Source organism: Mycobacterium sp. NGS35, from assembly GCF_059812855.1.
In genome coordinates this window covers 362247-388352 of sequence record NZ_JCALDL010000002.1, presented here as the reverse complement: position 1 = coordinate 388352, position 26106 = coordinate 362247, and the positions used below count along the sequence as shown (strand labels likewise).

The following is a 26106-nucleotide window of genomic DNA, read 5'->3' as shown; positions in this document are numbered from 1 at the left end:
CTCACCCTATGTGTAGCGGATCGATCTGGACGCGAACCGGCTCGTGGTCATGGCGGGCCGAGGTCACCGCGACCGCGCGGCGAAGCGCCGCGGCCAGCGCCAAGCCGTCGTCACGGCTCACCCGGACCAGCATCCGCGTGACGGTGTCGCCGTCCGTCACGCTCGCGGGCCGGCGTGCGCCCACCGGTAGCTCGACCGGCCCGAGCAACTCTGCGCCCGACGGCAATTGGGCTTGGTCGAGCAGCGCGGCGACGCCCTGCGGCGACCCGTCGAGTGCCGCGATGTGCACACTCGGGGGCAAACCCACTTCGGAGCGGGCCCGCAACTCGGCGTCTGCGTGGCCGACCGGGTCCCACCTGACGAGCGCCTGCACGGTCGGGATCGCCGAATCGGCCACCACCGCGACCACCCCGCCGTCGCCGCGGCTGCGGACCAGAGCCGCCGCCGCCAGCCAGCGTCGCAAAGCGTCCTCGGCGGCCCGCAGATCTTGCCGGCCCAGCAGCGCCCAGCTGTCCAGCAACAGCGCCGCGCCATATCCGCCGCGGGCCAGGGGCTCGGCACCCGGAGTCGCGACGACGAGTGCGGGGCGTCCGTCGACCTCCCGGACCATGCTGTCGCCGCCCGAAGTGACCACCGGCGTGCCCGGAAACGCGCGCCCCAGCTCTTCGGCGGTGCGCCGAGCGCCCACGACCACCGCGCGCACCGCGCCGGCGCCGCAGCGCACGCATTTGAGCGTCGTGTCGATCCGGCCGCACCAGCGGCACACCGCGCCCGCGGCGTCGGCGCCCGGAAGCGACAGCGGGCCGGTGCAGTGCCGGCAGCGGGCGATGGTCCGGCACCGCGAGCAGGCCAGCGCAGGCACGTACCCGCGCCGCGGCACCTGAACCAGCACCGGCGCGCCGGCTTCCAGCGCCGTGCGCGCAGCCCGCAGGGCGATCGACGGCAGCCGCGCGGTGCGCGCGGCCGGGTCGCGGGCGTCCGCGTAACCGCTGTCGTCGAGCGCGACCACCCTCGGTGCCTGGGAGCGCACGACCGGCCGGGCGGCCACCAGATCGTGCGCCCAGCCGCTGCAGACCAGGGCCTGGGCCTCGGCCGTGCGGGCGTAGCCGCCGATCAGCGCTGCGCAGCGCAGCTGATGTGCGCGCAGCATCGCGACTTCCCGGGCATGCGGATACGGTGCCCGCGGTTCGGCCAGCGTGTCGTCGCCGTCGTCCCAGACGACCACCAAACCGAGGTCGGTCACCGGGGCGAACACGGCGCTTCGGGTGCCGATCACCACGCGGGCGGCACCGCGCAGAACAGCCAGCCAGCGGCGGTACCGCTCGGCGGGGCCCAGTCCCGCCGACAACGCGACCACCGAGCCGGCGTCGAGCAGCCGGACCGTGTGCGCCCACACGACGTCCACGTCGCGCTGGTCGGGCAGCACGACCAGCACGCCGCGCCCGACGGCGGCCACCACGGCCGCGGCCTCCGCCAGCCGCGCGGCCCACTGTTCGCCGGGCAGCGCCTGCCACACCGCACGGGCGGCGCGACCCTCCTCCAACGCTGCGAGAAACCGCTCGCCGCGCTGGTAGGCGGCCCAGCTCGCGACGTCGACCGGCTCGCGCGGGACCGGGATGCGCGGCTGCCGCGCTTCCCGCTCGACGCGCGCATGCCGCGGCGGCACCGCCAGCCGCAGCACGTCGGCGCGAGTGCCGGCATAGCGGGCCGCGACCGCGTCGGCGAGCCGGCGCACCTCCGGCGTCAGCACCGGCTCGGGCGACACGACCGAGTCCAGCCAGCCGAGCTCGCCGACATGGTCGGTGTCGGACCGCCGTTCCAGCACGAACGCGTCGACCAGCCTGCCGTGGAAGCGCACCCTGGCCCGTACCCCGGGCTGAGCGTCGTCGGACTGCTCGGCGGCCACCAGGTAGTCGAATTCGCGATCCAGATGCGGCACCGACAGCATCGGCAGCACCCGCGCGATCGGTTCGTGAACGGCGGCCCGGCGATCGCCGGCCACTTTTCGGCTCGCTATGCGCAGCCCTTGGCCCGGCGCGGGTCGGCGTGATCGCAACGGTGGGTCAGCGACGTGTCCATGCTCGTCATGAGGTCTCCTCGACGTGTTGGTCGGATTCGTCCGGTTGAGCCTCACGGTAAGGGGACGCACCGACAGATCGGCCGAAGAACAAGCCCGCGGTGATCAGCAGCTGCGACATCGCGTACGCCCACCAGATCGGCACCGCCAGCACGTCGGACTGCAAGACGAACCGGTCGATGCCGATCATCGCGTCGGACAGCGCGAAACAGACCGCGCCCAGCGCCGTCCACGGCGTCGGCAGCCGGGCCAGCAGCGCAGCGCACACCATTGCACAGAGCACCGCGATGTAGACGGTCACCGGCAACGTCAGCCGCTGCTGACCCAGCATCGGCCAGAACCACACCAGCAGCGCTGTGCACAACCCGATCATGACGACGACTGCGAGCAGCCGCCTGCGGGTGATCACTGCCAGCGGCGCCAGCGCGCCCAGGTAGCACAGATGCGCCAGCAGGAACGCCGCGAGGCCGCCGACGAACGACGGCGCCCACTCGGGCATCGCGAGCAAGAAGTCACCGACCGCCGACAACACCAGTGCCGGCATCAACCAGCGCCGCTCCCGCACGATCGGATGCGCGACCGCGGCCAGCGCCAGCAGCACCGCCATCAAAGCCTTGGCCACGGGCTGTCCGGCGAAAATGCCCGTGAGCGGCTCGCCAGGCGCCGAGCGCAATGCGATCAGCGTCAGGAACACCCCGTAGGCCACGCCGGCCCAGCCGGCGGCCACCCATGCTCCGGCCAGCATGCGCGGCGGTGTGACGTCGTCGGCCATCCTGCAGAAGCTACTCGACCGCTCAGTCAAGTCTGCTTAAGTGGAGCCATGCCCACTGCAGCGGCACCGGACTATCACACCGCGATCGTCGGCGCAGGTTTCTCCGGCATCGGCGCCGCCGTCAAACTCGACGCGGCGGGGCTGGGTGACTATGTGATCGTCGAAGCCGGCGACGCACCGGGCGGGACATGGTATTGGAACACGTATCCCGGTGTGGCCGTTGACATCCCGTCGTTCTCCTACCAGTTCTCGTTCGAGCAGACACCGGATTGGAGCCGCACCTACGCGCACGGGCACGAGCTACAGGCCTACGCCGAACGCTGCGCGGACAAGTACGGCATCCGCCCCAAGATCCGGTTCAACACCAAGGTGGTGCGCGCTGCGTTCGACGACGCGTGCAACCTATGGCGGCTGGATCTGGGCTCAGGAGAACAGCTCACCGCACGTTTTCTGGTCAACGCCGCGGGCGTGCTGACCACGCCGAAGCTCCCCGACATCGCGGGAGTGGACAGCTTCGACGGCATCACGATCCACACCGCGCGCTGGGACCACAGCCAGGACTTGACCGGTAAGCGCGTCGCGATCATCGGCACGGGCGCGTCAGCAGTGCAGGTCATTCCGGAGATCGCGCCGGTCGTCGAGCATCTGACCGTGTACCAGCGCACCCCGATCTGGTGTTTCCCGAAGCTCGACGTGCCGCTGCCCAAGGCAGCCCGCGCCGCGATGCACCTGCCCGGCGGCATGGCCGTGCAGCGACTGCTGAGCCAGGTCTACGTGGAGTTGACTTTTCCGTTGTCGGCGCAGTACTTCACGGTGTTCCCGCTCGCCAAGCGAGCGGAGGCAGCTGGAAAAGCCTTCTTACGCAAGGAAGTTCGTGACCCCGTGGTGCGGGACAAGCTGACACCGCGGTACGCGGTCGGCTGTAAGCGGCCCGGCTTCCACAACACCTACCTGTCGACGTACAACCGCGACAACGTGGAGTTGGTCACCGATCCGATCGACAAGATCACGCCGACGGGCGTGGCCACGGTCGAAGGCGACCTGCGGGAAGCCGACGTGCTGATCCTGGCGACCGGGTTCAAGGTGATGGACGTCGACAGCCTCACCTACGACATCGTCGGGCGCAACGGGTTGTCGATGAGCCAGTTCTGGACGGAGAACCGGCTCCAGGCCTATGAAGGCGTCAGCCTGCCGGGCTTCCCCAATTTCTTCACGGTCGCCGGACCGTACGGCTTCAACGGAGCGTCGTTCTTCGCTTACATCGAGACGCAGACCCATCACATCGTGCGGTGTCTGAAACACGCTGGGCGACAGGGTGCCTCGCGAGTGGAAGTGACCGAAGAAGCCAATGCGCGGTACTTCGCGGAGTGCATGCGCAAACGCCACACGCAGATCTTCTGGCAGGACAGCTGCACGCTGGCCAACAGCTACTACTTCGACAGCCACGGTGACGTGCCGCTGCGCCGGGCCACCACGCTCGGCACCATCTGGCGTAGCCGCCGCTTCCCGCTGTCGGACTACGCGTTCACCCCTTAGCGTTTCAGCCGGGTGCCCGACGTCACCACCTAGCGCGAGCAGACGCGTAATCGCACTACCAGATGCCGCTTTGTGCGATTTGGCGTCTGCTCGGCGGAAGAGTTAGACCGCGCTCTTGAGGTCGTCGACCTTGTTCAGCTGCTCCCAGGGCAGCTCGATGTCGGTCCGGCCGAAGTGGCCGTAGGCCGCGGTCTGCGCGTAGATCGGCCGCAGCAGATCCAGGTCGCGGATGATGGCGCCCGGCCGCAGGTCGAACACCTCGAGAATGGCCTTCTCGATTTTGGCGGTGTCGACGGTTTCGGTGTTGAAGGTCTCGACGAACAGCCCGACCGGTGCGGCCTTGCCGATCGCGTAGGCAACCTGCACCTCGACCCTGTCCGCCAGACCGGCTGCGACCACGTTCTTTGCTACCCAGCGCATCGCGTACGCGGCTGACCGGTCCACTTTGGACGGATCCTTGCCCGAGAACGCGCCGCCGCCGTGGCGGGCCCATCCGCCGTAGGTGTCGACGATGATCTTGCGGCCGGTCAGCCCCGCGTCACCCATCGGGCCGCCGAGCACGAACTTGCCGGTCGGGTTCACCAGCAGCCGCACCGACGAGGTGTCCAGCGTCTCTTGGCCGAGGTCGTCGAGCACGGTGTTGAGCACCTTCTCGCGGATCTCCGGGGCCAGCGTGCTGTCGAGGTCGATGTCCGGGGCGTGCTGGGTGGAGATCACCACGGTGTCCAGGCGCACCGCCCGGTTGCCCTCGTACTCGATGGTGACCTGGGTCTTGCCGTCCGGGCGCAGGTAGGGCAGCACGCCGCCCTTGCGCACCTCGGTGAGCCGGCGGGCCAGCCGGTGGGCAAGTGCGATCGGCAGCGGCATCAACTCCGGCGTGTGGTTGATCGCGTACCCGAACATCAGGCCCTGGTCGCCGGCGCCCTGCGCGTCCAGCGGGTCTCCCGCGCCCTCGACGCGCGCCTCATGCGCGGTGTCCACGCCCTGCGCGATGTCCGGGGACTGCTTGCCGATCCCGATGTTGACGCCGCATGAGGCGCCGTCGAAGCCCTTGTCCGACGAGTCGTAGCCGATCTCCAGAATGCGGTTGCGAACCGTGTCGGTGATGTCTGCGAACGCCTCCTTGGCCGCCGTCGTGACCTCGCCGACGACGTGCACCTGGCCCGTCGTCACCAGAGTTTCCACCGCCACCCGCGAGCGCGGGTCCTGCTCCAGCAGCGCGTCGAGCACCGAGTCGCTGATCGCGTCGCAGATCTTGTCGGGATGACCTTCGGTCACCGACTCACTGGTGAACAGCCGGCCTGATTGGCTCACGGTGATGTCCTTTCCGACGCTTGAAACTTAGTTCATCAATATATCTGGGCGACGCTGCCGAGCCATGTGCACCTAAGCGTGCAGCGGCGGGGCCGCGCAAGTCCGGAGACGCGCCTAACAGGAGCGGCCGTGCAGGAACGTCACGATCGCGTCCACGATACGGCTGGCCATCAACGTCTTGCTGCCGTGCTCGAGTGCGGATTCGGTGCCGTCGGCGGCCAGCAGCCAGCCGTCGTTGCTGTCCACCTCGAACGCCCGGCCTTCGCCGACGGCGTTGACCACCAGCAGGTCACAGCCCTTGCGGCGCAGCTTGGCCCGCGCATGGTCGAGGACCGTGCCGTTGGCGTCGCCGGTTTCGGCGGCGAAGCCGACGATCGCGCGCATGTTCGGCAAAAGACCGTCGGCGCGGGCGCGGACCGCTCCCGCGAGCACGTCGTCATTGCGGACCAGATCGATCGTCGGGGCGTCGGCGCTGGCGTCCGGGCCCTTTTTGATCTTGCTGGTTGCAGGGCTGGCGGGACGGAAGTCGGCGACGGCCGCGGCCATCGCCAGCACGTGTGCGTCCGGGGCGTGTTTGGACACCGCGTCGGCCAGTTGCTGGGCGGAGCTGACGTGCACGACATGCACCCCGGCCGGATCGGCCAGCCCTGCGGTGTGCGCGGCGATCAGCGTGACGTCGGCGCCTCGTTGGGCCGCGACGCGGGCCAGCGCATAGCCCTGCTTGCCGGAACTGCGGTTGCCGATGAACCGCACGGGGTCGATCGGCTCGCGGGTGCCGCCGGCCGTCACCAGGACCTTGCAGCCGGCCATGTCGTAGGGCATCGCATCGCCGCGGGCCAGCAGTAGCTCGGCGAACGTGGTGATCTCCTCCGGCTCGGGAAGCCGGCCTGCGCCGGTGTCGGCGCCAGTGAGCCGGCCGGACGCCGGTTCGAGCACGACGGCCCCGCGCCGCCGAAGCGTGGCGACGTTCTCGACGGTGGCCGGATGCTGCCACATCTCGGTGTGCATCGCAGGCGCGAACAGCACCGGACACCGGGCTGTCAGCAGCGTCGCGGTCAGCAGGTCGTCAGCACGCCCGTGCACCGCGCGAGCGAGCAGGTCGGCGGTGGCCGGCGCGACCACCACGAGGTCGGCCTGCTTGCCGATCTGGACGTGCGGAACCTCGGGGACGGCGTGCCAGACGTCGGTGTGCACTGGTTCACCGGAGAGCGCCTCGAACGTGGCGGCTCCGACGAACCGCAACGCGGACTCGGTGGGGATGACGCGTACGCGGTGACCGGCTTCGGCGAGTTGGCGGACCACCGAACAGGCCTTGTAGGCGGCGATCCCTCCGGAGACGCCGACGATGATCCGCTTGCGGTCCACTAGCTGTTCCGCTACTCGCCCTCGGTGTGCTCGAGCAAGTCGGCGTGGATCTCGCGCAGCGCGATCGACAGCGGCTTTTCGTGTAGGCCGGGCTCGACGAGCGGCCCGACATACTCGAGGATGCCTTCGCCGAGCTGGTTGTAGTAGTCGTTGATCTGGCGGGCGCGCTTGGCGGCGTAGATCACCAGCGCGTACTTGCTCGACACTCGCTCCAGCAACTCGTCGATGGGCGGGTTGGTGAGGCCCTCCGGCGGGTCGTAGGCGCTGGTCTCCACCACGCGGTCAGGCACCCCGGCCAGCGTCGAGTTGTGCGAAATGGTCACGAAAGACTGTCTCCTGAAAGTGAGAAAACTAGGTTCTGCAGGTCGATCACGCCGTGTCCGGCGCGGTTATCCCAAGTAAGGCTACCAATTCTGCGCACGCCGACTCCAATTCGCTGTTGACTACCACCGCGTCGAAGTCGCTTTGAGCTGCCAATTCCTCCCGGGCCGTGGCCAGCCGGCGAGCCATCACCTCGGGGGTTTCGGTGCCCCGGCCAGTGAGCCGGGCCTCTAGAGCCGCCCAGCTCGGCGGTGCGAGGAACACCGTGAACGCGTCGGGCATCGCCTTTTTGATCGCCCGGGCGCCGGCGAGGTCCACCTCGATCAGCACCGGCCGGCCGGCGCGGGCGGCGTCACGGACCGGCTGGGCCGGCGTGCCCGACCGGTGCAGGCCGCCGTGGATCTCAGCCCACTCGAGCAGCGCCCCGTCGTCGATCAGGCGCTGGAACTCCTCAGGGCTCACGAAGTGGTAGTCGACGCCATCGACCTCGCCCGGCCGCGGCGCCCGCGTCGTCGCCGACACGCTGAAGTACAGGTCAGGCACCTGCTCGCGGAGACAGCGAACGACCGTCGATTTGCCGACGGCCGAGGGACCGGACAACACAAGGACCCGCGCCGGGCGATGTTCTTTTCGCCCGAGAGGGTCGTCGCGCGTGCCCGGCCCCCCGCCGGACGTCACGCCGAGTTGAACTTTTCCAGCAGGGCCTTGCGCTGGCGATCGCCCAGGCCGCGCAGCCGGCGGGTGGGTGCGATCTCCAGCTCGGTCATGATCTCCTGCGCCTTGACCTTGCCGACCTTGGGCAGCGCCTCGAGCAGCGCCGAAACCTTCATCTTGCCGAGGACCTCATCGGTCTCGGCGTCTTTGAGCACCTGCTTAAGGTTGGTGCCGCCTCGCTTGAGCCGATCTTTGAGCTCGGCCCGTGCCCGGCGAGCGGCAGCAGCCTTCTCCAACGCCGCCGCGCGCTGCTCGTCAGTCAACTGGGGAAGGGCCACGATTCCTCCGTCTCATCACCATCGATATTCCTCGCCGCCGGAGTTATCCAGCCAGCGACGACGACCGTACCCACGACATCCGACGATTGCGAACCCCACCCCCCGGTTTTCGACGCAAAATGCCAGCGTGTCGCGTCGCTGGCGCTGATTGTGAGATCTCCGCATGCCGGGGGCCCGGGGCCGGCGGCGGCCATGCCCGCAACCCAAGCGGATGCTCGGACGGGCAGGTCACGACAGCTTTCGTCGTACTACAGCGACGGCCGGTCGGCCGCTGCCCCCGCGATCGACGGCGTTGATACTTGTTGCAGCCACAAAAGTGCAGGAAATTGCCAGTTTGTGGCGCAGCTGGGCGTGTCGCGACGGACTAGCGCAGGTAAGCCACCGCGTCGCGTATGCGGTCCGCGGCCGCCCGCAGTGCCCCGACGTCCGGCCCGGCGCGCAGCACCTCACGCGACACGGCCGGCAGCAGCTGGTCCCGCTGCGCGCCGCCCAAGTTCAGCAGCTGCTCCGCGCGGCCACCCTGGGCCCCGATGCCGGGCACCAGCACAGGGCCGCCCAGCCCGCTCAGATCCGGCAGAAAGGCAGCGGTTGCGCCGGCCACCACCCCGACGGACCCGGGTTCGGGCAGCGCCGCGCGGTTGGCCGCCGCGGCGGCGTCGACAATCGACTGCGCCACCGTGCGGCCGTTCGTCTGGGCGGTCTGCACGTCGGCACCCTCAGGGTTCGACGTCGCCGCAAGCACGAACACTCCGCGCCCACGCTCTTGGGCGGCCTCCAGCAGCGGGCACAGTGATCCGAAACCGAGGTACGGCGATGCGGTGACGGCATCGGCGGCCAGTGGCGAATCACCGACCCAGGCCGTGGCGTAGGCGGCCATTGTCGAGCCGATGTCGCCGCGCTTGGCGTCAGCCAGCACCAGCACCCCGGCTCCACGCAAGGCAGCGATGGTGCGCTCCAGCGCGGCGTAGCCGGCCGACCCGTACGCCTCGAAGAACGCCACCTGCGGCTTGACCACGGCGAAGTCCCCGAACGCGGCCACGCAGGCGTCGCTGAAGCGCGCCAGCCCCTGCGAGTTGCGTGGCAGGCCCCACGCGTCGAGCAACTCCGGATGCGGATCGATACCCAGGCACAGCGGCCCGCGCTGCCGAGTGGCGTCGGCCAACCTGGCGCCGAACCCCGCCACGCTATCCGCCGTTGCTCAGCGTCTGGTGCAGTTCCTGCAGCGACACCACGTCGATGTCGCCGCGGATCCGGGCTTCGATGCCCTGCACGGCTGCCGACGCTCCCTGCACCGTGGTGACGCATGGGATGTTCTTCCCCACTGCGGCCGAGCGGATCTCGTAGCCGTCGATGCGTGGACCGTAGTTGCCGTAGGGAGTGTTGATCACCATGTCGACCTCCCCGGCCTTGATGGCGTCCACCGCCGACAACGCGGGCCGGCCTTCACTGGGCGGCTCGAAATGCTTACGCACCTCGTCGCACGGAATTCCGTTGCGGCGCAACATCTCTGCGGTTCCTTCGGTCGCCAGCACACGGAAGCCCAGATCGGCGAGCCGCTTGACAGGGAACACCAGCGAGCGTTTGTCGCGGTTGGCCACCGACACGAAGACCGTGCCCTCGGCCGGCAGCGAGCCGTACGCGGCGGTCTGACTCTTGGCGAACGCGCTGCCGAAATCGCGGTCGATGCCCATCACCTCGCCGGTCGACTTCATCTCCGGTCCCAACAGCGAGTCGATCTGGGCGCCGTCGGCTTTGCGGAACCGGTGGAAAGGCAACACCGCTTCCTTGACCGCGATCGGGGCGGAAGGGGCGACGGTCGCACCATCGCCGGTGCGCGGCAGCATCCCCTCGTCGCGAAGCTCAGAGATACTGGCGCCGAGCATGATTCGCGCGCACGCCTTGGCCAGCGGAACCGCGGTGGCCTTGGACACGAACGGCACGGTGCGGCTGGCGCGCGGATTGGCCTCCAGCACGTAGAGGACGTCGTCTTTCAGCGCGTACTGGACGTTGAGCAGGCCGACCACGCCGATGCCGTGCGCGATCGCCTCGGTGGCGTGGCGGACCTTGTCGACGTCGCTGCGTCCCAACGTCACCGGCGGCAGCGCGCACGCCGAGTCACCGGAGTGAATGCCGGCTTCCTCGATGTGTTCCATGATCCCGCCGATGTAGACCTCTGTGCCGTCGCAGAGCGCGTCGACGTCGATCTCGATGGCGTCCTCGAGGAAGCGGTCCACCAGCACCGGGTGCTCGGGTGAGAGCTCGGTGGCACGCGTGATGTAGCCGTGCAGTGTCTCTTCGTCGTAGACGATCTCCATGCCGCGGCCACCGAGCACATACGAGGGACGCACCAGCACCGGATAGCCGATCTCCGCAGCGATCTTGCGGGCATGCTCGAAGCTCGTCGCGGTGCCGAACCGCGGCGCGGGCAGCCCGGCGTCGCTGAGCACTTCGCCGAACACGCCGCGGTCTTCGGCCGAATTGATCGCCCGCGGGCTGGTGCCGACGATCGGCACGCCGGCGTCCTCCAGGCGCTGAGCCAGGCCGAGCGGGGTCTGGCCGCCCAGCTGGACGATCACGCCGGTCACGCCCGGACCCCCTGCGCCGGAAAGTGATTCGGCGTAGAACACCTCGAGCACGTCTTCGAATGTCAGCGGCTCGAAGTAGAGCCGGTCGGCGGTGTCGTAGTCGGTGGAGACGGTTTCCGGGTTGCAGTTGACCATCACGGTCTCGAAACCCGCCTGGCTCAACGTGGTGGCCGCGTGCACACAGCTGTAGTCGAATTCGATGCCCTGCCCGATCCGATTCGGCCCGGACCCCAAGATCAGCACCTTGGGCTTGTCGGTCTGCGGCGCGACTTCGGTTTCGGCGGCCGGGTCGAGTTCATAGCTGCTGTAGTGGTACGGGGTCTTGGCCTCGAACTCCGCGGCGCAGGTGTCGACGGTCTTGAACACCGGGTGAATGCCGAGGCGCTGGCGCAATGCGCGCACACCGACTTCACCGGCCAATTCCGGTCGCAGCGCGGCGATTTGGCGGTCCGACAAACCGCTGTGCTTGGCCCGGCGCAGCAGCTCGGCGTCGAGCACCGGCGCGTCGATCAGCTCGGCGCGCAGCTCGACCAGGCCCGCGATCTGCTCGACGAACCACGGGTCGACGCCGGAGACCTCCGACACCTTCTCCACCGGCGCGCCCAGCCGCAGCGCGAGTTCGATGTCGTAGAGCCGGCCCTCGCTGGGCGTCTTGAGCCGCTCGAGTGCGCCGTCGACGCCGCCGTCGGGATCTGGTCCCGTCCAGAAGCCTGCGCGCGTCGTCTCCAGCGAGCGCATCACCTTGCCGAGCGCTTCGATGAAGTTGCGCCCCAACGACATCGCTTCGCCCACCGACTTCATCGTGGTGGTCAACGTCGGGTCGGCACCCGGGAACTTCTCGAACGCGAACCGCGGCGCCTTGACCACCACGTAGTCCAGCGTGGGCTCGAAGCAGGCCGGGGTTTCCCTGGTGATGTCGTTGAGGATCTCGTCGAGGGTGTAGCCGATGGCGAGCTTCGCGGCGATCTTGGCGATCGGGAAGCCAGTGGCCTTGGACGCCAACGCGCTGGACCGGCTGACCCGGGGGTTCATCTCGATCACGATCAGCCGGCCGTCCTGCGGATTGACGGCGAACTGGATGTTGCAACCGCCGGTGTCGACGCCGACTTCGCGCAGGATCGCGATGCCGAGGTCGCGCATCCGTTGGTATTCGCGGTCGGTGAGGGTCATCGCGGGGGCGACGGTCACCGAGTCGCCGGTGTGCACGCCCATAGGGTCGACGTTCTCGATCGAGCAGACCACGACGACGTTGTCGTTGCCGTCGCGCATCAGCTCCAGCTCGAATTCCTTCCAGCCGTAGATGCTTTCTTCGATCAGCACGTTGGCGCTCGGTGACGCGGCGAGCCCGTCGCCGGCCATCCGGCGCACCTCCTCGACGCTGTGCGCCAGCCCGGATCCGAGGCCGCCCATGGTGAAGCTCGGCCGCACGACCACCGGCAGGCCCAGTTCCTCGACGGTTTCAGTGACCTCGTCCATCGTGAAACAGACTCTGCTGCGGGCAGATTCGCCGCCGACCTTGGCGACGATGTCCTTGAACCGTTGGCGGTCTTCACCGCGCTGGATGGCGTCGAAGTCCGCGCCGATCAGCTCGACGCCGTACTTCTCCAGCACGCCGTTCTCCGACAGCGCGACCGCGGTGTTCAATGCGGTCTGACCGCCGAGCGTGGCCAGCAGTCCGTCGATCTTGTTGCCGCGCCTGGCCTGTTGGGCGATCACCTTCTCGACGAACGTCGGGGTGATGGGTTCGACGTACGTGTGATCGGCGAACTCGGGGTCGGTCATGATCGTCGCCGGGTTCGAGTTGATCAAGGTCACCTGCAGACCCTCGGCCTTGAGCACTCGGCAGGCCTGTGTGCCGGAGTAGTCGAACTCGGCGGCTTGGCCGATGACGATCGGCCCCGAGCCGATGACCAGCACGTGGTTGAGGTCAGTGCGCCGCGGCATAGCTCTCCCGCCCCCACGCCCCGCGAGCGTGCACGGTTGTACGCCACGACCGGCGTGTCGACGTACAGACACGCACGCTCGCGAGACGACGAAGGGTCACTGCGCCTCCCCTGCCATCAGGTCGATGAATTGGTCGAACAGGTAGTTCGCGTCGTGCGGACCGGCCGCGGCCTCCGGGTGGTACTGAACCGAGAATGCCCGCCGGTCAACGAGTCTGATGCCTTCGACGACGCCGTCGTTGGCGCAGGTGTGGCTTATCTCGGCCTTGCCGAACGGGGTGTCGAACCGCTCCCCCGCCTCGCCCTCCAGCGCGAAGCCGTGGTTCTGCGCGGTCACCGCGACGCGTCCGGTGGCGTGGTCGATCACCGGGACGTTGATGCCGCGGTGCCCGAACGTCATCTTGTACGTGGAGCGTCCCAGCGCCCGGCCGAGGATCTGGTTGCCGAAACAGATGCCGAACAACGGGATTCCCGCGCCGATCACCTGCTGAGTGACGGCGACGACGTGGTCAGCCGTGGCGGGATCTCCGGGCCCGTTGGACAGGAATACCCCGTCAGGTTTGATGTCGGCGATCTGCTCGAACGTCGCCGACGACGGCAACACATGGCTGCGGATGCCCCGGCGGGCGAAGTTGCGCGGAGTGTTGGTCTTGATGCCGAGGTCAAGCGCCACCACGGTAAAACGTTGCGGCCCTTCGGGTTCCACGACATAACCGCTGGGAGTGGTGACTTCGCCGGCGAGGTCGGCGCCGAGCATCGCCGGCTGCTCGCGCACGCGCTGCAGCAGAGTATCGATGTCGGCCAGCGCGTCACCCGAGAAGATGCCCGCCTTCATCGACCCTCGGGTGCGCAGATGGCGCACCACTGCCCGAGTGTCGATGCCGGCGATCCCGACGATGCCCTGGCGCACCAACTCCTCTTCGAGGGTGCGGGTGGCACGCCAGTTCGACGCCCGCGGCGACGGGTCGCGCACCGCGTACCCGGCGACCCAGATCTTGTCGCCGCGGCTTTCGGCGTCCTCGTCGTTCCAGCCGGTGTTGCCGATCTGCGGCGCGGTGGCGACGACGATCTGACGGTGGTAGCTCGGGTCGGTGAGCGTCTCCTGGTACCCGGACATGCCCGTCGAGAAGACGGCCTCGCCGAGCGTCTGGCCGACGGCGCCGAACGACGTGCCGGTGAACACACGGCCGTCTTCCAGCACCAAGACCGCTTTACTCACGTCGTTCTCCCGGGTTCTCGTAACCAGTCCGCATAGTTCCTGTGGTCGTCACCGCGAAACGCGGTGTCGAGTTGCGCTCCCGACGGTAGCCGCCACCGGATCGCCAGGATGTCGTCCGCCGCGGCGGCGTTGCCATGCAGCCGCTGGGTGCGAATCTCGTCGACCGACTCGTCGGGGATCCAGATGGGCCGCTCACCGCTGCGCTTGAGCATGATGCCCTCGGGATAGCGGGTCAGCACCGCCTTGGCATGCTCGCCCATGACCCCCGCACGCTCTCTGCGACCCGGCATCAGCGTGGTTCCGACGTACACGCCGGTCAACTCAGGACCGAGCGGCGCTCCGACCGTATCTGGCAACGGCGGCAGGCCGCCCATGACCGGCAGCTGGCCCTGTGCCCGTCGGAGCCAGTTGCGCATCCTGACCCAGAACGCCACGAACGCGGCCACTGCCAAGACCGCGGCGCTCAGCAGCAGAATGGTCGACAACTGGTGGCTCACGCGGGGCACTTCCCGTCGCGCGCAGTCACCCGGCCGCGCAACAGCGTTGCGGTCACGGCAGCGGGCAGGGTCATCGACTCGTACGGCGTGTTGTCGGACCGGCTGGCCAGGTCGGCGCCGCGCACCGTCCACGTGGCGTCCGGGTCGACGACAGTGAGGTTGGCCGGCTCGCCGACGTCGATCGGGCGGCCCTGGTCGGGCAACCCGACGATGCGCGCCGGGTTCTCGCTCATCACGCGAGCCACCTCACGCCAGCTCAGCAGCCCCGGCTGCACCATCGTCTGCACGAGCACCGACAGCGCGGTCTGCAGGCCGAGCATCCCGGGGCGCGCATGGGCGAACTCGCAGACCTTCTCGTGCTCGGCGTGCGGCGCGTGGTCGGTGGCAACGCAGTCGATCACTCCGTCGGCCAGCGCCTGCCGCAGCGCTTGGGCGTCGGACGCCTCCCGCAGCGGTGGGTTGACTCGGTTGCGGCCGTCGTACGTCGCCAACCGGGAGTCGTCCAACGCCAGGTGATGCGGGGTCACCTCCGCGGTGATCGAAATGCCTTGTGCCTTAGCCCATTTCAGGATCTCGACAGTGCCTGCGGTGGAAGCGTGGCAGATGTGCACGCGGGCGCCGGCGTCACGGGCCAGCAACGCGTCACGCGCGACGATCGACTCCTCGGCGGCGCGTGGCCATCCCGACAGCCCGAGCAGCGCCGCATTCGGCCCTTCGTGCGCCACCGCGCCGGCCGTCAGGCGCGGCTCTTCGGCATGCTGGGCGATCAGCACGCCCAGGCCGGTCGCATACTCGAGGGCGCGGCGCATCACCAGCGGGTCGTGCACGCAGACGCCGTCGTCGGAGAACATCCGCACCTGAGCCGTTCCGGCGGCCATCAGGCCCATCTCCGTGAGCTGCGCGCCGGCCAGTCCGACGGTCACCGCGCCGACCGGATGTACGTCGACGAGTCCCACCTGCTGGCCGCGCGCCCAGACGTGGTCGGTGACGACGGGGCTGTCGGCGACCGGGTTGGTGTTGGCCATCGCGAACACCGCCGTGTAACCGCCCAAAGCCGCTGCCGCAGAGCCGGTTTCGATGTCCTCGGCGTACTCGCGGCCCGGCTCGCGCAGATGAGTGTGCAGGTCGACAAAGCCCGGCAGCAGAATCTGGCCGGTCGCGTCGATCACGTCGGCATCGGTAGGGATGTCCAGAGACGGGCCGATCGCCATGATCTGACCGTCGTCGACGAGCACGTCCACGGGATCGCCTTCCCCGTACGGCTGCACGCCGCGAATCAGCACGCTCATACGCCCACCGCCTGCTGCTGCTCAGCGCCGACCAGTAGGTGGAACAGCACCGCCATCCGAACGTGCACACCGTTCGAAACTTGCTGCAGCACGGCCGATTGCGTCGAGTCGGCAACCGAGAACGAGATCTCCATGCCGCGCAGCATCGGGCCGGGGTGCAGCACGACAGCGTGACCCGGCAGCATCGCTTGGCGCCGCTCCGACAGCCCGTAGAGCACCGAGTACTCCCGCGACGAGGGGAAGAAGCCGCCGGTCATCCGCTCGGCCTGCACGCGCAGCATCAGCACTGCGTCGGCCGCCGGCAGCTCGGCGTCGAGGTCGTGGGAGACGGTCACCGGCCAGCCATGGACGCCGACCGGCAGCAGCGTCGGCGGCGCGACGAGCACCACTTCGGCGCCAAGCGTGTGCAGGAGAAGCACATTCGACCGCGCGACCCTGCTGTGGAGGATGTCGCCGACGATCACCACGCGCTTGCCCTCGATACCACCGAGCCGCTGCCGAATGGTCAGCGCGTCGAGCAGTGCCTGAGTGGGGTGCTCATGGGTCCCGTCGCCCGCGTTGATCACCGACGGCCCGTGGTGCTCGGTGGCTGTCCACTCGGCGAGCTGCCGGGCCGCCCCCGACGCCGAATGCCGGATGATCAGCGCGTCGGCGCCGGCCGCCCGCAGCGTCAGCGCGGTGTCTCGTAGCGACTCGCCCTTGCCCACCGACGACCCGCTGGCGCTGACGTTGATCACGTCGGCGCTCATCCACTTGCCGGCCACCTCGAACGACACCCGGGTGCGGGTCGAGTTCTCGTAGAACATCGTGATTATGGTCCGCCCGCGCAGCGTCGGCAGCTTCTTCACATCCCGGCCGATCAGCGCCTGCGCGAAGTGGTCGGCGTCGTCGAGGATCGCGGTCGCCTCGTCACGGGTCAGGTCGGCCGCGGACAACAGATGTCTGGTCACTTGCTGATCACCACCCCGTCGCGGCCGTCGTGCTCGGTCAACAGCACGTGCACGCTCTCGCTGCGCGAGGTGGGGACGTTCTTGCCGACGTAGTCGGCGCGCAGCGGCAGCTCGCGGTGCCCCCGGTCGACCAGCACCGCCAGCTGCACCGCCCGCGGGCGGCCGAGGTCACGCAGCGCGTCGAGAGCCGACCGCACCGACCGCCCGGAATACAGCACGTCGTCGACGAGAATCACCAGGGCCTCGTCGACACCGCCTTCTGGAATCGACGTATCTTCAAGCGGCCGTGGAGGTTTCATCATCAAGTCGTCGCGATAGAGCGTGATGTCGAGTGCCCCGTGCGGAACCGCGATGCCGGCGAACTCACTGATCTTCGCCGCCAGCCGCGACGCGAGAATCACCCCGCGCGTAGGAATGCCGAGCAGTACGACGCGCGGCGCGTCCGGGCCGTCCAATGCGGTCTTTTCGATGATCTGATGGGCGATGCGCGAAATGGTGCGGCCGACGTCCGCGGCGGACATCAATTCCCGGTCGGTGGCTTTGTCGCTAGCCGAGCCCACGTGTGACCTGGACCTCCTTCTCCGCCTCGCTGGACGGATCGTTAAAGGACGTCAAACTGCGGCGAGCCTACCACCGCGCTTTTCGCCCCAGCGACATCAGCTCGCGCATAGTGTCCGCGGCGTGGTCCTTCGGCGGCACAGCCCGCTGCGCGGCCGACGGCTGCGGCTCGACGAGGCGCTGCTCGAGCGCCTTGCAATGAGCCCCGCCGGCTACCGGTTCGTGCTGCATGTCGGCCCCCGCCGCCGGCTGACAGCGCGCCGGTACGCTCGGGCGGGTGCTGGACCGCAACGCAGAACCGCTCCGCGAAGTCGTCGACGCCGGACTGCTCTCAGGCGCGGTCACACTCGTGTGGCAACGCGGAAAAGTGTTGCAAGTCAACGAAGTGGGCTATCGCGACGTCGAAGCCGGTCTGCCGATGCAGCGCGACACGATCTTCCGGATCGCGTCGATGACCAAGCCGATCACCAGCGCGGCCGCGATGATCCTCGTCGACGAAGGCAAGCTGGCGCTCGACGACCCGATCACCCGGTGGCTGCCCGAGTTCGCCTCGATGCGAGTGCTCGACGATCCCACCGGCCCCCTGGAAAACGCCGGCCCGGCGCGCCGGCCGATCACCGTGGACGACTTGCTGACCCACCGAAGCGGGCTGGCCTACGAGTTCTCGGTGACAGGGCCGCTGGCCCGCGCCTATCGGCGGTTGCGGGGAATCCACAATCCCGACGCATGGCTGGCGGAATTGGCCGCGCTGCCGCTGGCGCACCAGCCGGGCGAGCGGATGACGTACAGCCACGCGACCGATGTGCTGGGCATCATCGTGTCGCGCATCGAGGGCAAGACGTTGCAACAGGTCTGCGCTGAGCGGATTTTCGAGCCGTTGGGCATGCGTGACACCGGGTTCTTCGTCACCTCCGAGAGCCGGTCGAGGGCGGCGACGATGTACAAGCTCGACGAGCACGACCGGCTGCGCCACGACGTGATGGGGCCGCCGGCGATCGAGCCGCCGGCCTTCTGTATGGGTGGTGTGGGACTTTGGTCGACCGCCGACGACTATCTCGCGTTCGCCCGGATGCTGCTCGGCGGCGGCGAGCTGGACGGGACACGGGTGATGTCTGTAGAGGCGGTGCGGCTGATGCGCACGAACCGGTTGACCGACGAGCAACGCCGACAGCCGTTCCTGGGTGCGCCGTACTGGGTGGGCCGCGGGTTCGGGCTGGGCCTGTCGGTGGTGACGGACCCGCAGCAGGCGAGACCGCTGTTCGGGCCGGGCGGCGCCGGCACGTTCGGGTGGCCGGGCGCGTACGGCACCTGGTGGCAGGCCGACCCGACGCTCGAGTTGATCCTGATCTATCTGGTGCAGAACCATCCGACGCTGTCAGCGGATGCGGCAGCAGCGGTGGGCGGCAACGCGTCACAGGTCAAGCTGATGGCCGCACGGCCGCGGTTCGTGTCGCGCACGTACAAGGCGCTGACCTGAAGCTGGCGCGGCGCAAGCGTTTCGGCCGGACGGCCCCTGGCTACGGGTCGTCCTCGTCCTCAGGCAAATAGCGCTCGGGGTGAAAGAAGTTGTTGATGCCGGGTTTTCGATTCAGATGCGGAGGCGCCAGCCATTCGACAACGCCGTTCTCGTTGAGACGGGCGCTCCAGCCTTCGTCGTCAAGCTTGTGATCGGTGTGGCAGCCGAAGCCTAGATTGTCGGGTTCGGTCAGGCCGCCGCGCGCCCATGCTGTCAAGTGCATGACTTCACACTCATAGCCGGGCTTGTCGCAACCGGGCGCCGTGCATCCGCCGTCGCGGGCGTGCAGCACAATGCGCTGGTCCGCGCTGGCGATACGGGTGCGACCTAGATACAAGGGCCGGTTCGAGTGCTTGTCGAACACGGCGAGATAGTGGTAGGCAGCACTGGCCATCTTGATGACGTCGCGCATGGGCAGCCAGCTGCCTCCGCCGGTGTCGGCTCTGCCCACGCCGGATTCCAGCTGCTCCAACGTGGTACGGACGATGATCGTTGCGGGCAGCCCGCGGTGCTGACCCAGCGTGCCGGACGCCACCACTGCGCGGCCCATCGCGGTCAGCGCATCGTGGGCACGCTGCGCTCGGGTGCGGGTATCACGGCGCACCGCGTCGTCGGGTGGTTCACCGTCCACGGTGGGCGTCGGGTCCTCCGGATTGCACATGCCGGGCGCGCCCAGCTTCGCGAACACCGCATCCATCGTCGCGCGCAGCTGCGGATCCGCGATGAGCGTGCCCTTGCTCATCCCGTCGGGTGGACCCCAGCGGAATCCGCGCTTGCGTGCCCGGTCCGCATCCGAGAACTGACCGTCGGGGTTGATCAGCGCCGCCATCCGCTCGGCGGCCTTCTCCAACTGATCCGGTCGCAAGCCGGCGGCCATCGCGCCCAACATCGCCTCATCACGGTCACGTGCCTCGGCCGGATACCCGGCCGGCAAGTGGTGGAAGAACTTCCGGACGACCGCCACGTGCTCGTGACCGATCTCCCCGCTACGCAATTGGGTTGCGACAGTGGGCAAGAGCGGGTCCAGCCGCTCGCCGGTGATCGAGCGGCGGTGCCCCACCTGTCCGGCTTCGGCAATCATCTGCTGGGCAGCGGTTGGTCGGATCTTGAGCCGGTCAGCCAGCACACGCGGAAGCGGGCCGCCGATGTCGGACGGTACGGCGCGCTCCACGAGCTGATTCACCAACTCATACTGGGACGCCGCGCACTTGCGGGCGATGGTCGTCAGCCGCTCCACCACCGCGACGCAATCGAGCTCCGACAACGCATCGAACGACAGCGCTGCGAACGCCTCGGCTCCCGCCTCCAGGCGTTCCAGCGTGGTCCACACGCTGCCCGAACACATGAGCGAATACTATCGCCTACCGCCGACAAGCAGTTCATTCGTCCACAGCCCAAAATGCTTGTGGATAACTGGGATTGGCGAACGGTAACTGTCAGTCCCCTGCGCTAAGCCGCCAACGCGCGACGAGCGTACGCACGCACGTCGGCGTCGCTGTCGTCGAGTGCCGCACCCAATGCCTCCCGTGCGGCGTGTTCGGTTGGAGCCCAACGGGTCAGACTCAGCACGGCAGCCTTACGGACGTCGAGATGCGGGTCCTTCAAGGCACGAGACAATGCAGCCACCGAGACACCGGCAGGCCCGGCCGCCAACGCCTTGGCCGCGGCCTCACGGATCTGCCACACCGACGAGTCCAGCGCCCGCTCGACCGTCGGGACGTCCTCGTCGTCGCAGCCGATCACGCCCAACGCGGTCAGCGCCGCCGCCTGCACCAGTGGATCGTGGTCGCGCATAAGGCGACGCACGGTGTCAGCGCCGGCACGCAGCGTCGCCAAGCCGTTGGCCACGGCGATCCGCACCTCCCGGTTCTCGTCCCCGGCGGCAGCTGCGACACCGTCAACATCGTCGATCGACACCAGCGCGCGAACGGCTTCGATCCGTACCCGATAATCGTTGTCCGACAGCGCGTTTCGGTACCCCTGCCGGTCGCCGACCCGCCGCGCACTCAACACGTACAGCGCGGTCGCTCGCACGACTCCGTCCCCGGACACTAAAAGCGGTTCGATATCGGCGGGGCGGGACAACACTTCGACCACCTCGCGGAAGCCGTCAGACGCGCACCGACGCACTTCGGCGTCACGATCTGCCAGCGCGCGCAGCAGCGCATCCTCGTATCCGTCCGGCAGGTTCTCGACCAGTGTGGCGACAGCCGTGCGCCGCACCCCGCTGTCGTCATCGGCGAGGTAGCCTGCCAGCTCGGAGAGGCTGGGCGACTCCAACGCGAGCACCGCGGCGATTCGCGGCGACGGCGGTTGGACCGCGGCTTTCGCCGGCAGACGGCCTTCTTCACTGCGCGGCGCCCGTCCTCCGGCGAGCGGCGGTTGCTCGACGAGCACCACCCGGTCGCTTGACGGCACGTGCTCGAGGCCGGGCACCGGCACGAGGTACGGCGCGACAGGGCGCTTGAGGAATTCCATCGATCCGTCACTGCGCTTGCGCAGATTCAGGTGATACCGCCACTGCTCGTCGTCACGGTTGGGAAGGTCGCTGCGTTCGTGGTACAAGCCCCAGCGTGATTCGGTGCGGGTCAGCGACGCACGTGCCGCCATCTCGGCGCAGTCGAGGATGAAGCTCACCTCTGCCGCGCGCATCAATTCATGCGGTGTGCGGGCGCCGATTTCAGCCACCTCGGCCTTCATCCGCTCGAACGTGCGCACTGCGATCGACAGCTTGGTGGCCGTCTTCGGCGGCGCCACATAGTCGTTGACGAATCTGCGCAGCTTGTACTCGACCTGTTGCTGCGGCGGCCCGTCCGGGTGGCGCAGCGGCCGGTAGATCAACTCGTGCGCCTGCGCCAGCTGGTCTTCGGGCAGCGCGTCGGGCAGCGTCACCTGACCAAGGGTCGAGGTCGCGTGCTCGCCGGCGAGATCGCCGTAGACGAATGCACCGATCATGTAGTTGTGCGGCACGCAGGCCATGTCACCCGCGGCATACAGCCCGGGCACGGTGGTGCGAGCATGCTCGTCGACCCACACTCCTGACGCGGAATGCCCACTGCACAAACCGATTTCGGAGATTTGCATTTCGATGTCGTGGGTGCGGTAGTCGTGCCCACGGTTGGCGTGGAACGTGCCGCGGGTGGGCCGCTCGGTGGTGTGCAGGATATTCTCCAGCGCGGTCAGCGTCTCGTCAGGCAGGTGCGAAACTTTCAAGTAGATCGGCCCGCGCGCCGATTCGATCTCCCGCTTCACTTCGGCCATCATCTGACCCGACCAGTAGTCGGAGTCGACGAACCGCTCCCCCAGCGCGTTGACCTGGTAGCCACCGAACGGGTTGGCGACGTACGCGCACGCGGGGCCGTTGTAGTCCTTGATGAGCGGGTTCACCTGGAAGCATTCGATACCTGACAACTCCGCCCCGGCGTGGTAGGCCATCGCATAGCCGTCGCCGGCGTTCGTCGGGTTTTCGTAGGTACCGTAGAGGTAGCCGGAGGCGGGGAGACCGAGCCGACCGCACGCCCCGGTAGCGAGGATCACCGCTTTGGCCCAGACGGCGACGAATTCGCCTGTGCGGGTGTTGAATCCGGCAGCACCGACCGCTCGGCCGCCCACCGTCAGCACCCGCACCGGCATCACGCGGTTCTCGATGCGGATTTTCTCGCGCATCGCGCGCCGCCGCAGCACCCGGTAGAGCGCCTTCTTGACGTCTTTGCCCTCGGGCATCGGCAGCACGTAGGAGCCGGATCGATGCACCTGTCGCACCGCGTACTCGCCGTGCTCGTCCTTCTCGAATTTCACGCCGTAGCGTTCTAGCCGCTGCACCATCGCGAACCCGCGCGTCGCGGTCTGATAGACGGTGCGCTGGTTCACGATCCCGTCGTTGGCTCGCGTGATCTCCGCGACGTAGTCCTCAGGTTTGGCCTTGCCCGGGATCACCGCATTGTTGACGCCGTCCATACCCATCGCCAGCGCACCCGAGTGGCGCACGTGGGCCTTCTCCAGCAGCAGCACCTGCGCCCCACGCTCAGCGGCCGTCAGCGCCGCCATGGTGCCTGCGGTGCCGCCCCCGATCACCAGGACGTCGCAGTCGAGAGTGGTCCTGTCGGACAGGTGAGGTATCTGCATCACGAGTATCCAAGGGCTGCAAGGGTTGCCGACTTCACGACCTCACGGTCTGTGCTCAGGTCGCTTCTGGGCTGGGGCACGTCGATCACCGCGGCAAGGCCACCGCTTCTGTCCATCACTGCAATCCGATCGCCCAGCACCAACGCCTCGTCCACGTCATGGGTGACGAACACGATCGTCGTCGGATGCGCCCGCCACGTGTCGATGAGCAACCGCTGCATCGCCGTTCGGGTCTGGGCGTCCAACGCCCCGAACGGCTCGTCCATCAGCACCGCCCGGGGCGCGCCGGCGAGCCCGCGTGCCAGCTGCACCCGCTGGCGCATCCCACCCGAGAGGCTCTTCGGCAGGTAGTCCCCGAACCCGGCCAATCCGACCTCGGCGATCCAGCGGTCCGCGCGCTCCCGCCGGCCCGCCCGGGGTTCGCCGCGCAGTTTCAACGCCAACTCGATGTTGGACCGGACGCTGCGCCACGGCAACAGGGCGCTGTCCTGGAATACCATTCCGCGGTCGCGCGACGTCGTGACCACCTCCACATCGTCGGCGAGCACCCGCCCTGCGCTCGGCCGCAGCAGCCCCGCGAACGCGCGCAGGACCGTCGACTTGCCGCATCCGGACGGCCCGGTGAGCACCAGGATTTCTCCCGGCTCCACCACGAGATCCAGTCCGTCGACCACCGGAATTCCGTTGTAGCTCAACCGAACCCGGTCGAGCTGCAGACGCATCCCGCGCGTGAGCGTCGTGGTCATCGGGCGTTCTCCTGAGCGCGCGGGAGCCACCGGGTGGCGCGCCGCCCGATCAGCTCAACGGCCGCCGCGGTGGCGAAGCCGAGCACGCCGATTGTGATGATCCCGACGAACACCTCGGGGTAGGCCAGCACCGTGTAGGACTGCCAAGTCCGGTAACCGACGCCGAGCCGGCCGGAGATCATCTCCGCGGACACCACGCAGATCCACGCCACACCCATGCCCACCGACAGGCCGCCGAACAGCCCGGGAAGGATTCCGGGCAATACGACGTGGCGCAGGACGTCGAGCCGGCCGCCCCCGAGCGTGCGTACAGAGTCCTCCCAAAGCGTCGGCAGCGCGCGCACCGCGTGGCGGGTGCTCACCATGATCGGGAAGTACGCGGCCAAGAACGTGATGAATACGATGCCTGCTTCGTCGCTGGGAAACAGCAGGATGGCGACCGGCACGAGAGCGATTGCCGGGATCGGGCGAGCCAGCTCGGTGAGCGGTCCGAACGTGTCGGCGAAAAGCGTTGAGCGGCCGAGCATGACGCCGGTGACAAGACCGACGACCGCTGCCAGCACGAACCCGGTGAGGATCCTGATCAGCGACTGCCCCAGGTCCAGCCAGTACGCGTCAGTGCCCAGCCGCTTGACGAACACCCGGGCGATTTCGGTGACCGTGGGCAGTGTGTCGAAGCGAATCCACAACCGGGCGTGGCTGGCCGTCAGCACTTGCCATAGCCCGATGGCGGCGGCAACCGAGGCGACCCGCAGCAGTCGGCGCCGCCATGGTGAGGCGGCCCGGTCCCGGACCGCAACCGGTTCGGCTACCGGCGCCGGCAGCAGACCGGCGATGCTTGCGTCGACGGCGGTCATACCGCACCTGCCAGTGCCTGCTGATAGTCGACGGTCGCAGTGCCGGGATGCGTTGCGACGTAACGCTTGGCCCCGGCCGTCGTCGAAAACGGCAGATAGTTCTGTCCGTCGCGGACCCATGTGACGCGATCGGCGAACCACCGCGTGCCCAGCTCGGTGTCGGGCACATATGCCGCCCGCACGGTCGCGCCTTTGCTCGTCGCCTCGCGGACGGCACGCAGCAGGCACGTCGGATTGGCCGCCGGCTGGGTGGTGTCCGAACCGGTCAACCACAACTCACTGGCCTGCGAGGGATTGTTGACCGGCTGATTGCACACCGGGTCGGTGCCGCCGATCGCCGACGGATTGGCGGTGGCGGCGCGCGCGCTGTCGTAGTCGAGGTTGCGTGCCTTGAACGCCGCGCGCAGCGGGCCGTCCTGGACGAACTCGTCGATGTTGAAATCGGCGAAGTCGCCGATCGACTTCAGGTACGACACATCGCCTTTGAACGCATCGACCAGCTGTGGCTTGATCGTGGTATCGAACGACGACGTGCCACCCGGACCGTTGTAGAGGTAGACCACCTCCTGCGGCAGCCCGCTGCCCTGCGCGACGATCTCAGCGGCTTTCAGCGGCTGTTGGTGCACGAAGTCGGTCGCATCGAGCTGCGCCTGCAGGAACGCGTCGAGGACCTCCGGGTGCTGCTGGGCGTACACGCGCCGGACCACGACGCCGTGAAACGTCGGCACGCCGAGTTCGGCGCCGTCGTAGAGCAGCCGCGCCTTGTTCTGGAACACCAGCAGGCCGGGCCACGCGACGAACTGCGAAAGGCCCTGCACCTGACCTGATTCCAGCGCAGATCCGCCGACTTGCGGCTGCTGGTTGAGCACCTCTACGCCGGTCGTGGGATCCACCCCGGCCCGCTGCAGGGCTTGCACCAGCATGCCGTGTCCGGCCGAACCGACGCTGGCCGAAACCTTCTGACCGGCAAGGTCACTCAGCGTGGCTGCTGACGAATCGGATTTGACGACCACGCCGTTCAGGCCACCCTTCAGGTTGTAGCCGGTGATGGAGACCAGCTCTGTCCGAGCCCGCTCGTTCGCCTGAGTTTTGGAACCGTTGATGAGTAACGGGTAATCGCCCATCGAGCCGATGTCGATCTTTTCGGCGACCATCTGCGCGGTGATCGGCGCGCCGGTGTCATAGTCCTGCCACTGGACGTTGTACTTCTTGCCGGTGCGCGCGGTCACGTCGGACAGTCGCCGTTCCAGATAGCCTTGCGCGCGCAGCAGCGCACCGGCGGTGGCGGTGTTGATGGTCTTGGACTGGTAGCCGACGACGACGTTGACGACGTCCGGCGAACTCTGTTGCGAGTCAAGGGAGCATCCTGCAGCGGTGACGACGACCGCGGCGGTGCCGGCGATGAGCCGGATCACGGAGACTTTCATCGAAGGTCCTTCGGGTA

The 26106-nt window shown here is 68.3% G+C and carries 22 protein-coding genes; 2 read left to right on the top strand and 20 right to left on the bottom strand.

Features of this window, described 5'->3' with window-relative positions:
• Position 1 precedes the first annotated feature (1 nt).
• Both AC5Y4C_RS06935 and AC5Y4C_RS06930 read right to left on the bottom strand, forming a co-directional pair.
• On the bottom strand, positions 2–1948 hold the full coding sequence (locus AC5Y4C_RS06935) for a primosomal protein N' (protein ID WP_499911992.1): 1947 nt from the start codon (positions 1946–1948) through the stop codon (positions 2–4).
• Positions 1949–2084: 136 nt separating this feature from the next.
• Positions 2085–2849, bottom strand: a complete 765-nt coding sequence (locus tag AC5Y4C_RS06930) for a lysoplasmalogenase (RefSeq protein ID WP_499948837.1) — start codon at positions 2847–2849, stop codon at positions 2085–2087.
• Between the two features lie 48 nt (positions 2850–2897).
• Between AC5Y4C_RS06930 and AC5Y4C_RS06925 the strand changes: the two genes are divergently transcribed.
• Positions 2898–4385 (top strand): flavin-containing monooxygenase, encoded by a 1488-nt coding sequence (locus AC5Y4C_RS06925; RefSeq protein WP_499964401.1) that lies wholly within the window; start codon positions 2898–2900, stop codon positions 4383–4385.
• Between the two features lie 102 nt (positions 4386–4487).
• Here the strand turns inward: AC5Y4C_RS06925 and metK are convergent, their stop codons facing one another.
• The 13 genes from metK to AC5Y4C_RS06860 form a co-directional block, all read right to left on the bottom strand.
• Positions 4488–5699 (bottom strand): methionine adenosyltransferase, encoded by a 1212-nt coding sequence (gene metK, locus AC5Y4C_RS06920; protein ID WP_499964399.1) that lies wholly within the window; start codon positions 5697–5699, stop codon positions 4488–4490.
• 114 nt (positions 5700–5813) lie between these two features.
• On the bottom strand, positions 5814–7064 hold the full coding sequence (gene coaBC / locus AC5Y4C_RS06915; protein WP_499911833.1) for a bifunctional phosphopantothenoylcysteine decarboxylase/phosphopantothenate--cysteine ligase CoaBC: 1251 nt from the start codon (positions 7062–7064) through the stop codon (positions 5814–5816).
• Between the two features lie 11 nt (positions 7065–7075).
• Positions 7076–7387 (bottom strand): DNA-directed RNA polymerase subunit omega, encoded by a 312-nt coding sequence (gene rpoZ / locus AC5Y4C_RS06910; protein ID WP_499911831.1) that lies wholly within the window; start codon positions 7385–7387, stop codon positions 7076–7078.
• A gap of 46 nt (positions 7388–7433) precedes the next feature.
• Positions 7434–7988 (bottom strand): guanylate kinase, encoded by a 555-nt coding sequence (gene gmk, locus AC5Y4C_RS06905; protein ID WP_499964419.1) that lies wholly within the window; start codon positions 7986–7988, stop codon positions 7434–7436.
• A gap of 71 nt (positions 7989–8059) precedes the next feature.
• Positions 8060–8377 (bottom strand): integration host factor, actinobacterial type, encoded by a 318-nt coding sequence (gene mihF, locus AC5Y4C_RS06900; RefSeq protein ID WP_324936028.1) that lies wholly within the window; start codon positions 8375–8377, stop codon positions 8060–8062.
• Between the two features lie 364 nt (positions 8378–8741).
• Complete coding sequence (gene pyrF, locus AC5Y4C_RS06895; RefSeq protein WP_499964397.1) at positions 8742–9560, bottom strand: orotidine-5'-phosphate decarboxylase; 819 nt, start codon at positions 9558–9560, stop codon at positions 8742–8744.
• 1 nt (position 9561) lies between these two features.
• Positions 9562–12906, bottom strand: coding sequence for a carbamoyl-phosphate synthase large subunit (gene carB, locus AC5Y4C_RS06890; protein ID WP_499911823.1), 3345 nt, complete (start codon positions 12904–12906; stop codon positions 9562–9564).
• Positions 12907–13002: 96 nt separating this feature from the next.
• The gene (carA, locus tag AC5Y4C_RS06885; protein WP_499911820.1) at positions 13003–14124 is read right to left on the bottom strand and encodes a glutamine-hydrolyzing carbamoyl-phosphate synthase small subunit; all 1122 of its coding nucleotides are present in this window, start codon (positions 14122–14124) and stop codon (positions 13003–13005) included.
• A complete protein-coding gene (locus tag AC5Y4C_RS06880; protein WP_499911817.1) occupies positions 14121–14621 on the bottom strand; it encodes a PH-like domain-containing protein in 501 nt (166 codons plus the stop codon). The genes carA and AC5Y4C_RS06880 overlap by 4 nt, the downstream gene beginning before the upstream one ends.
• Positions 14618–15910: a dihydroorotase gene (locus tag AC5Y4C_RS06875; RefSeq protein WP_499964395.1), complete on the bottom strand. Its 1293-nt coding sequence runs from the start codon at positions 15908–15910 to the stop codon at positions 14618–14620. The genes AC5Y4C_RS06880 and AC5Y4C_RS06875 overlap by 4 nt, the downstream gene beginning before the upstream one ends.
• Complete coding sequence (locus tag AC5Y4C_RS06870; RefSeq protein WP_499911814.1) at positions 15907–16860, bottom strand: aspartate carbamoyltransferase catalytic subunit; 954 nt, start codon at positions 16858–16860, stop codon at positions 15907–15909. Before AC5Y4C_RS06870 ends, AC5Y4C_RS06875 begins: the two co-directional genes overlap by 4 nt.
• Complete coding sequence (gene pyrR / locus AC5Y4C_RS06865; protein WP_499964394.1) at positions 16857–17420, bottom strand: bifunctional pyr operon transcriptional regulator/uracil phosphoribosyltransferase PyrR; 564 nt, start codon at positions 17418–17420, stop codon at positions 16857–16859. The genes AC5Y4C_RS06870 and pyrR overlap by 4 nt, the downstream gene beginning before the upstream one ends.
• Positions 17421–17487: 67 nt before the next feature.
• Positions 17488–17649, bottom strand: coding sequence for a hypothetical protein (locus tag AC5Y4C_RS06860; protein ID WP_499964393.1), 162 nt, complete (start codon positions 17647–17649; stop codon positions 17488–17490).
• Positions 17650–17695: 46 nt separating this feature from the next.
• Between AC5Y4C_RS06860 and AC5Y4C_RS06855 the strand changes: the two genes are divergently transcribed.
• Entirely contained in the window at positions 17696–18895 is a 1200-nt protein-coding gene (locus AC5Y4C_RS06855; RefSeq protein WP_499964391.1) for a serine hydrolase domain-containing protein, read from the top strand.
• A gap of 40 nt (positions 18896–18935) precedes the next feature.
• On the opposite strand, the gene AC5Y4C_RS06850 is transcribed toward AC5Y4C_RS06855, so the two are convergent.
• The 5 genes from AC5Y4C_RS06850 to AC5Y4C_RS06830 all read right to left on the bottom strand — a co-directional run bounded on the left by AC5Y4C_RS06850 (position 18936) and on the right by AC5Y4C_RS06830 (position 26089).
• The gene (locus AC5Y4C_RS06850; RefSeq protein WP_499964390.1) at positions 18936–20279 is read right to left on the bottom strand and encodes an HNH endonuclease signature motif containing protein; all 1344 of its coding nucleotides are present in this window, start codon (positions 20277–20279) and stop codon (positions 18936–18938) included.
• A 104-nt stretch (positions 20280–20383) separates the two neighbouring features.
• Positions 20384–23059: a fumarate reductase/succinate dehydrogenase flavoprotein subunit gene (locus AC5Y4C_RS06845; RefSeq protein WP_499964389.1), complete on the bottom strand. Its 2676-nt coding sequence runs from the start codon at positions 23057–23059 to the stop codon at positions 20384–20386.
• Positions 23059–23805 (bottom strand): ABC transporter ATP-binding protein, encoded by a 747-nt coding sequence (locus AC5Y4C_RS06840; protein ID WP_499964387.1) that lies wholly within the window; start codon positions 23803–23805, stop codon positions 23059–23061. The genes AC5Y4C_RS06845 and AC5Y4C_RS06840 overlap by 1 nt, the downstream gene beginning before the upstream one ends.
• Positions 23802–24662 carry an ABC transporter permease gene (locus AC5Y4C_RS06835; protein WP_499964385.1) on the bottom strand — a complete coding sequence of 287 codons (861 nt, stop codon included), beginning with the start codon at positions 24660–24662 and terminating at the stop codon, positions 23802–23804. The genes AC5Y4C_RS06840 and AC5Y4C_RS06835 overlap by 4 nt, the downstream gene beginning before the upstream one ends.
• On the bottom strand, positions 24659–26089 hold the full coding sequence (locus AC5Y4C_RS06830; protein ID WP_499964384.1) for an ABC transporter substrate-binding protein: 1431 nt from the start codon (positions 26087–26089) through the stop codon (positions 24659–24661). Before AC5Y4C_RS06830 ends, AC5Y4C_RS06835 begins: the two co-directional genes overlap by 4 nt.
• Positions 26090–26106 lie beyond the last annotated feature (17 nt).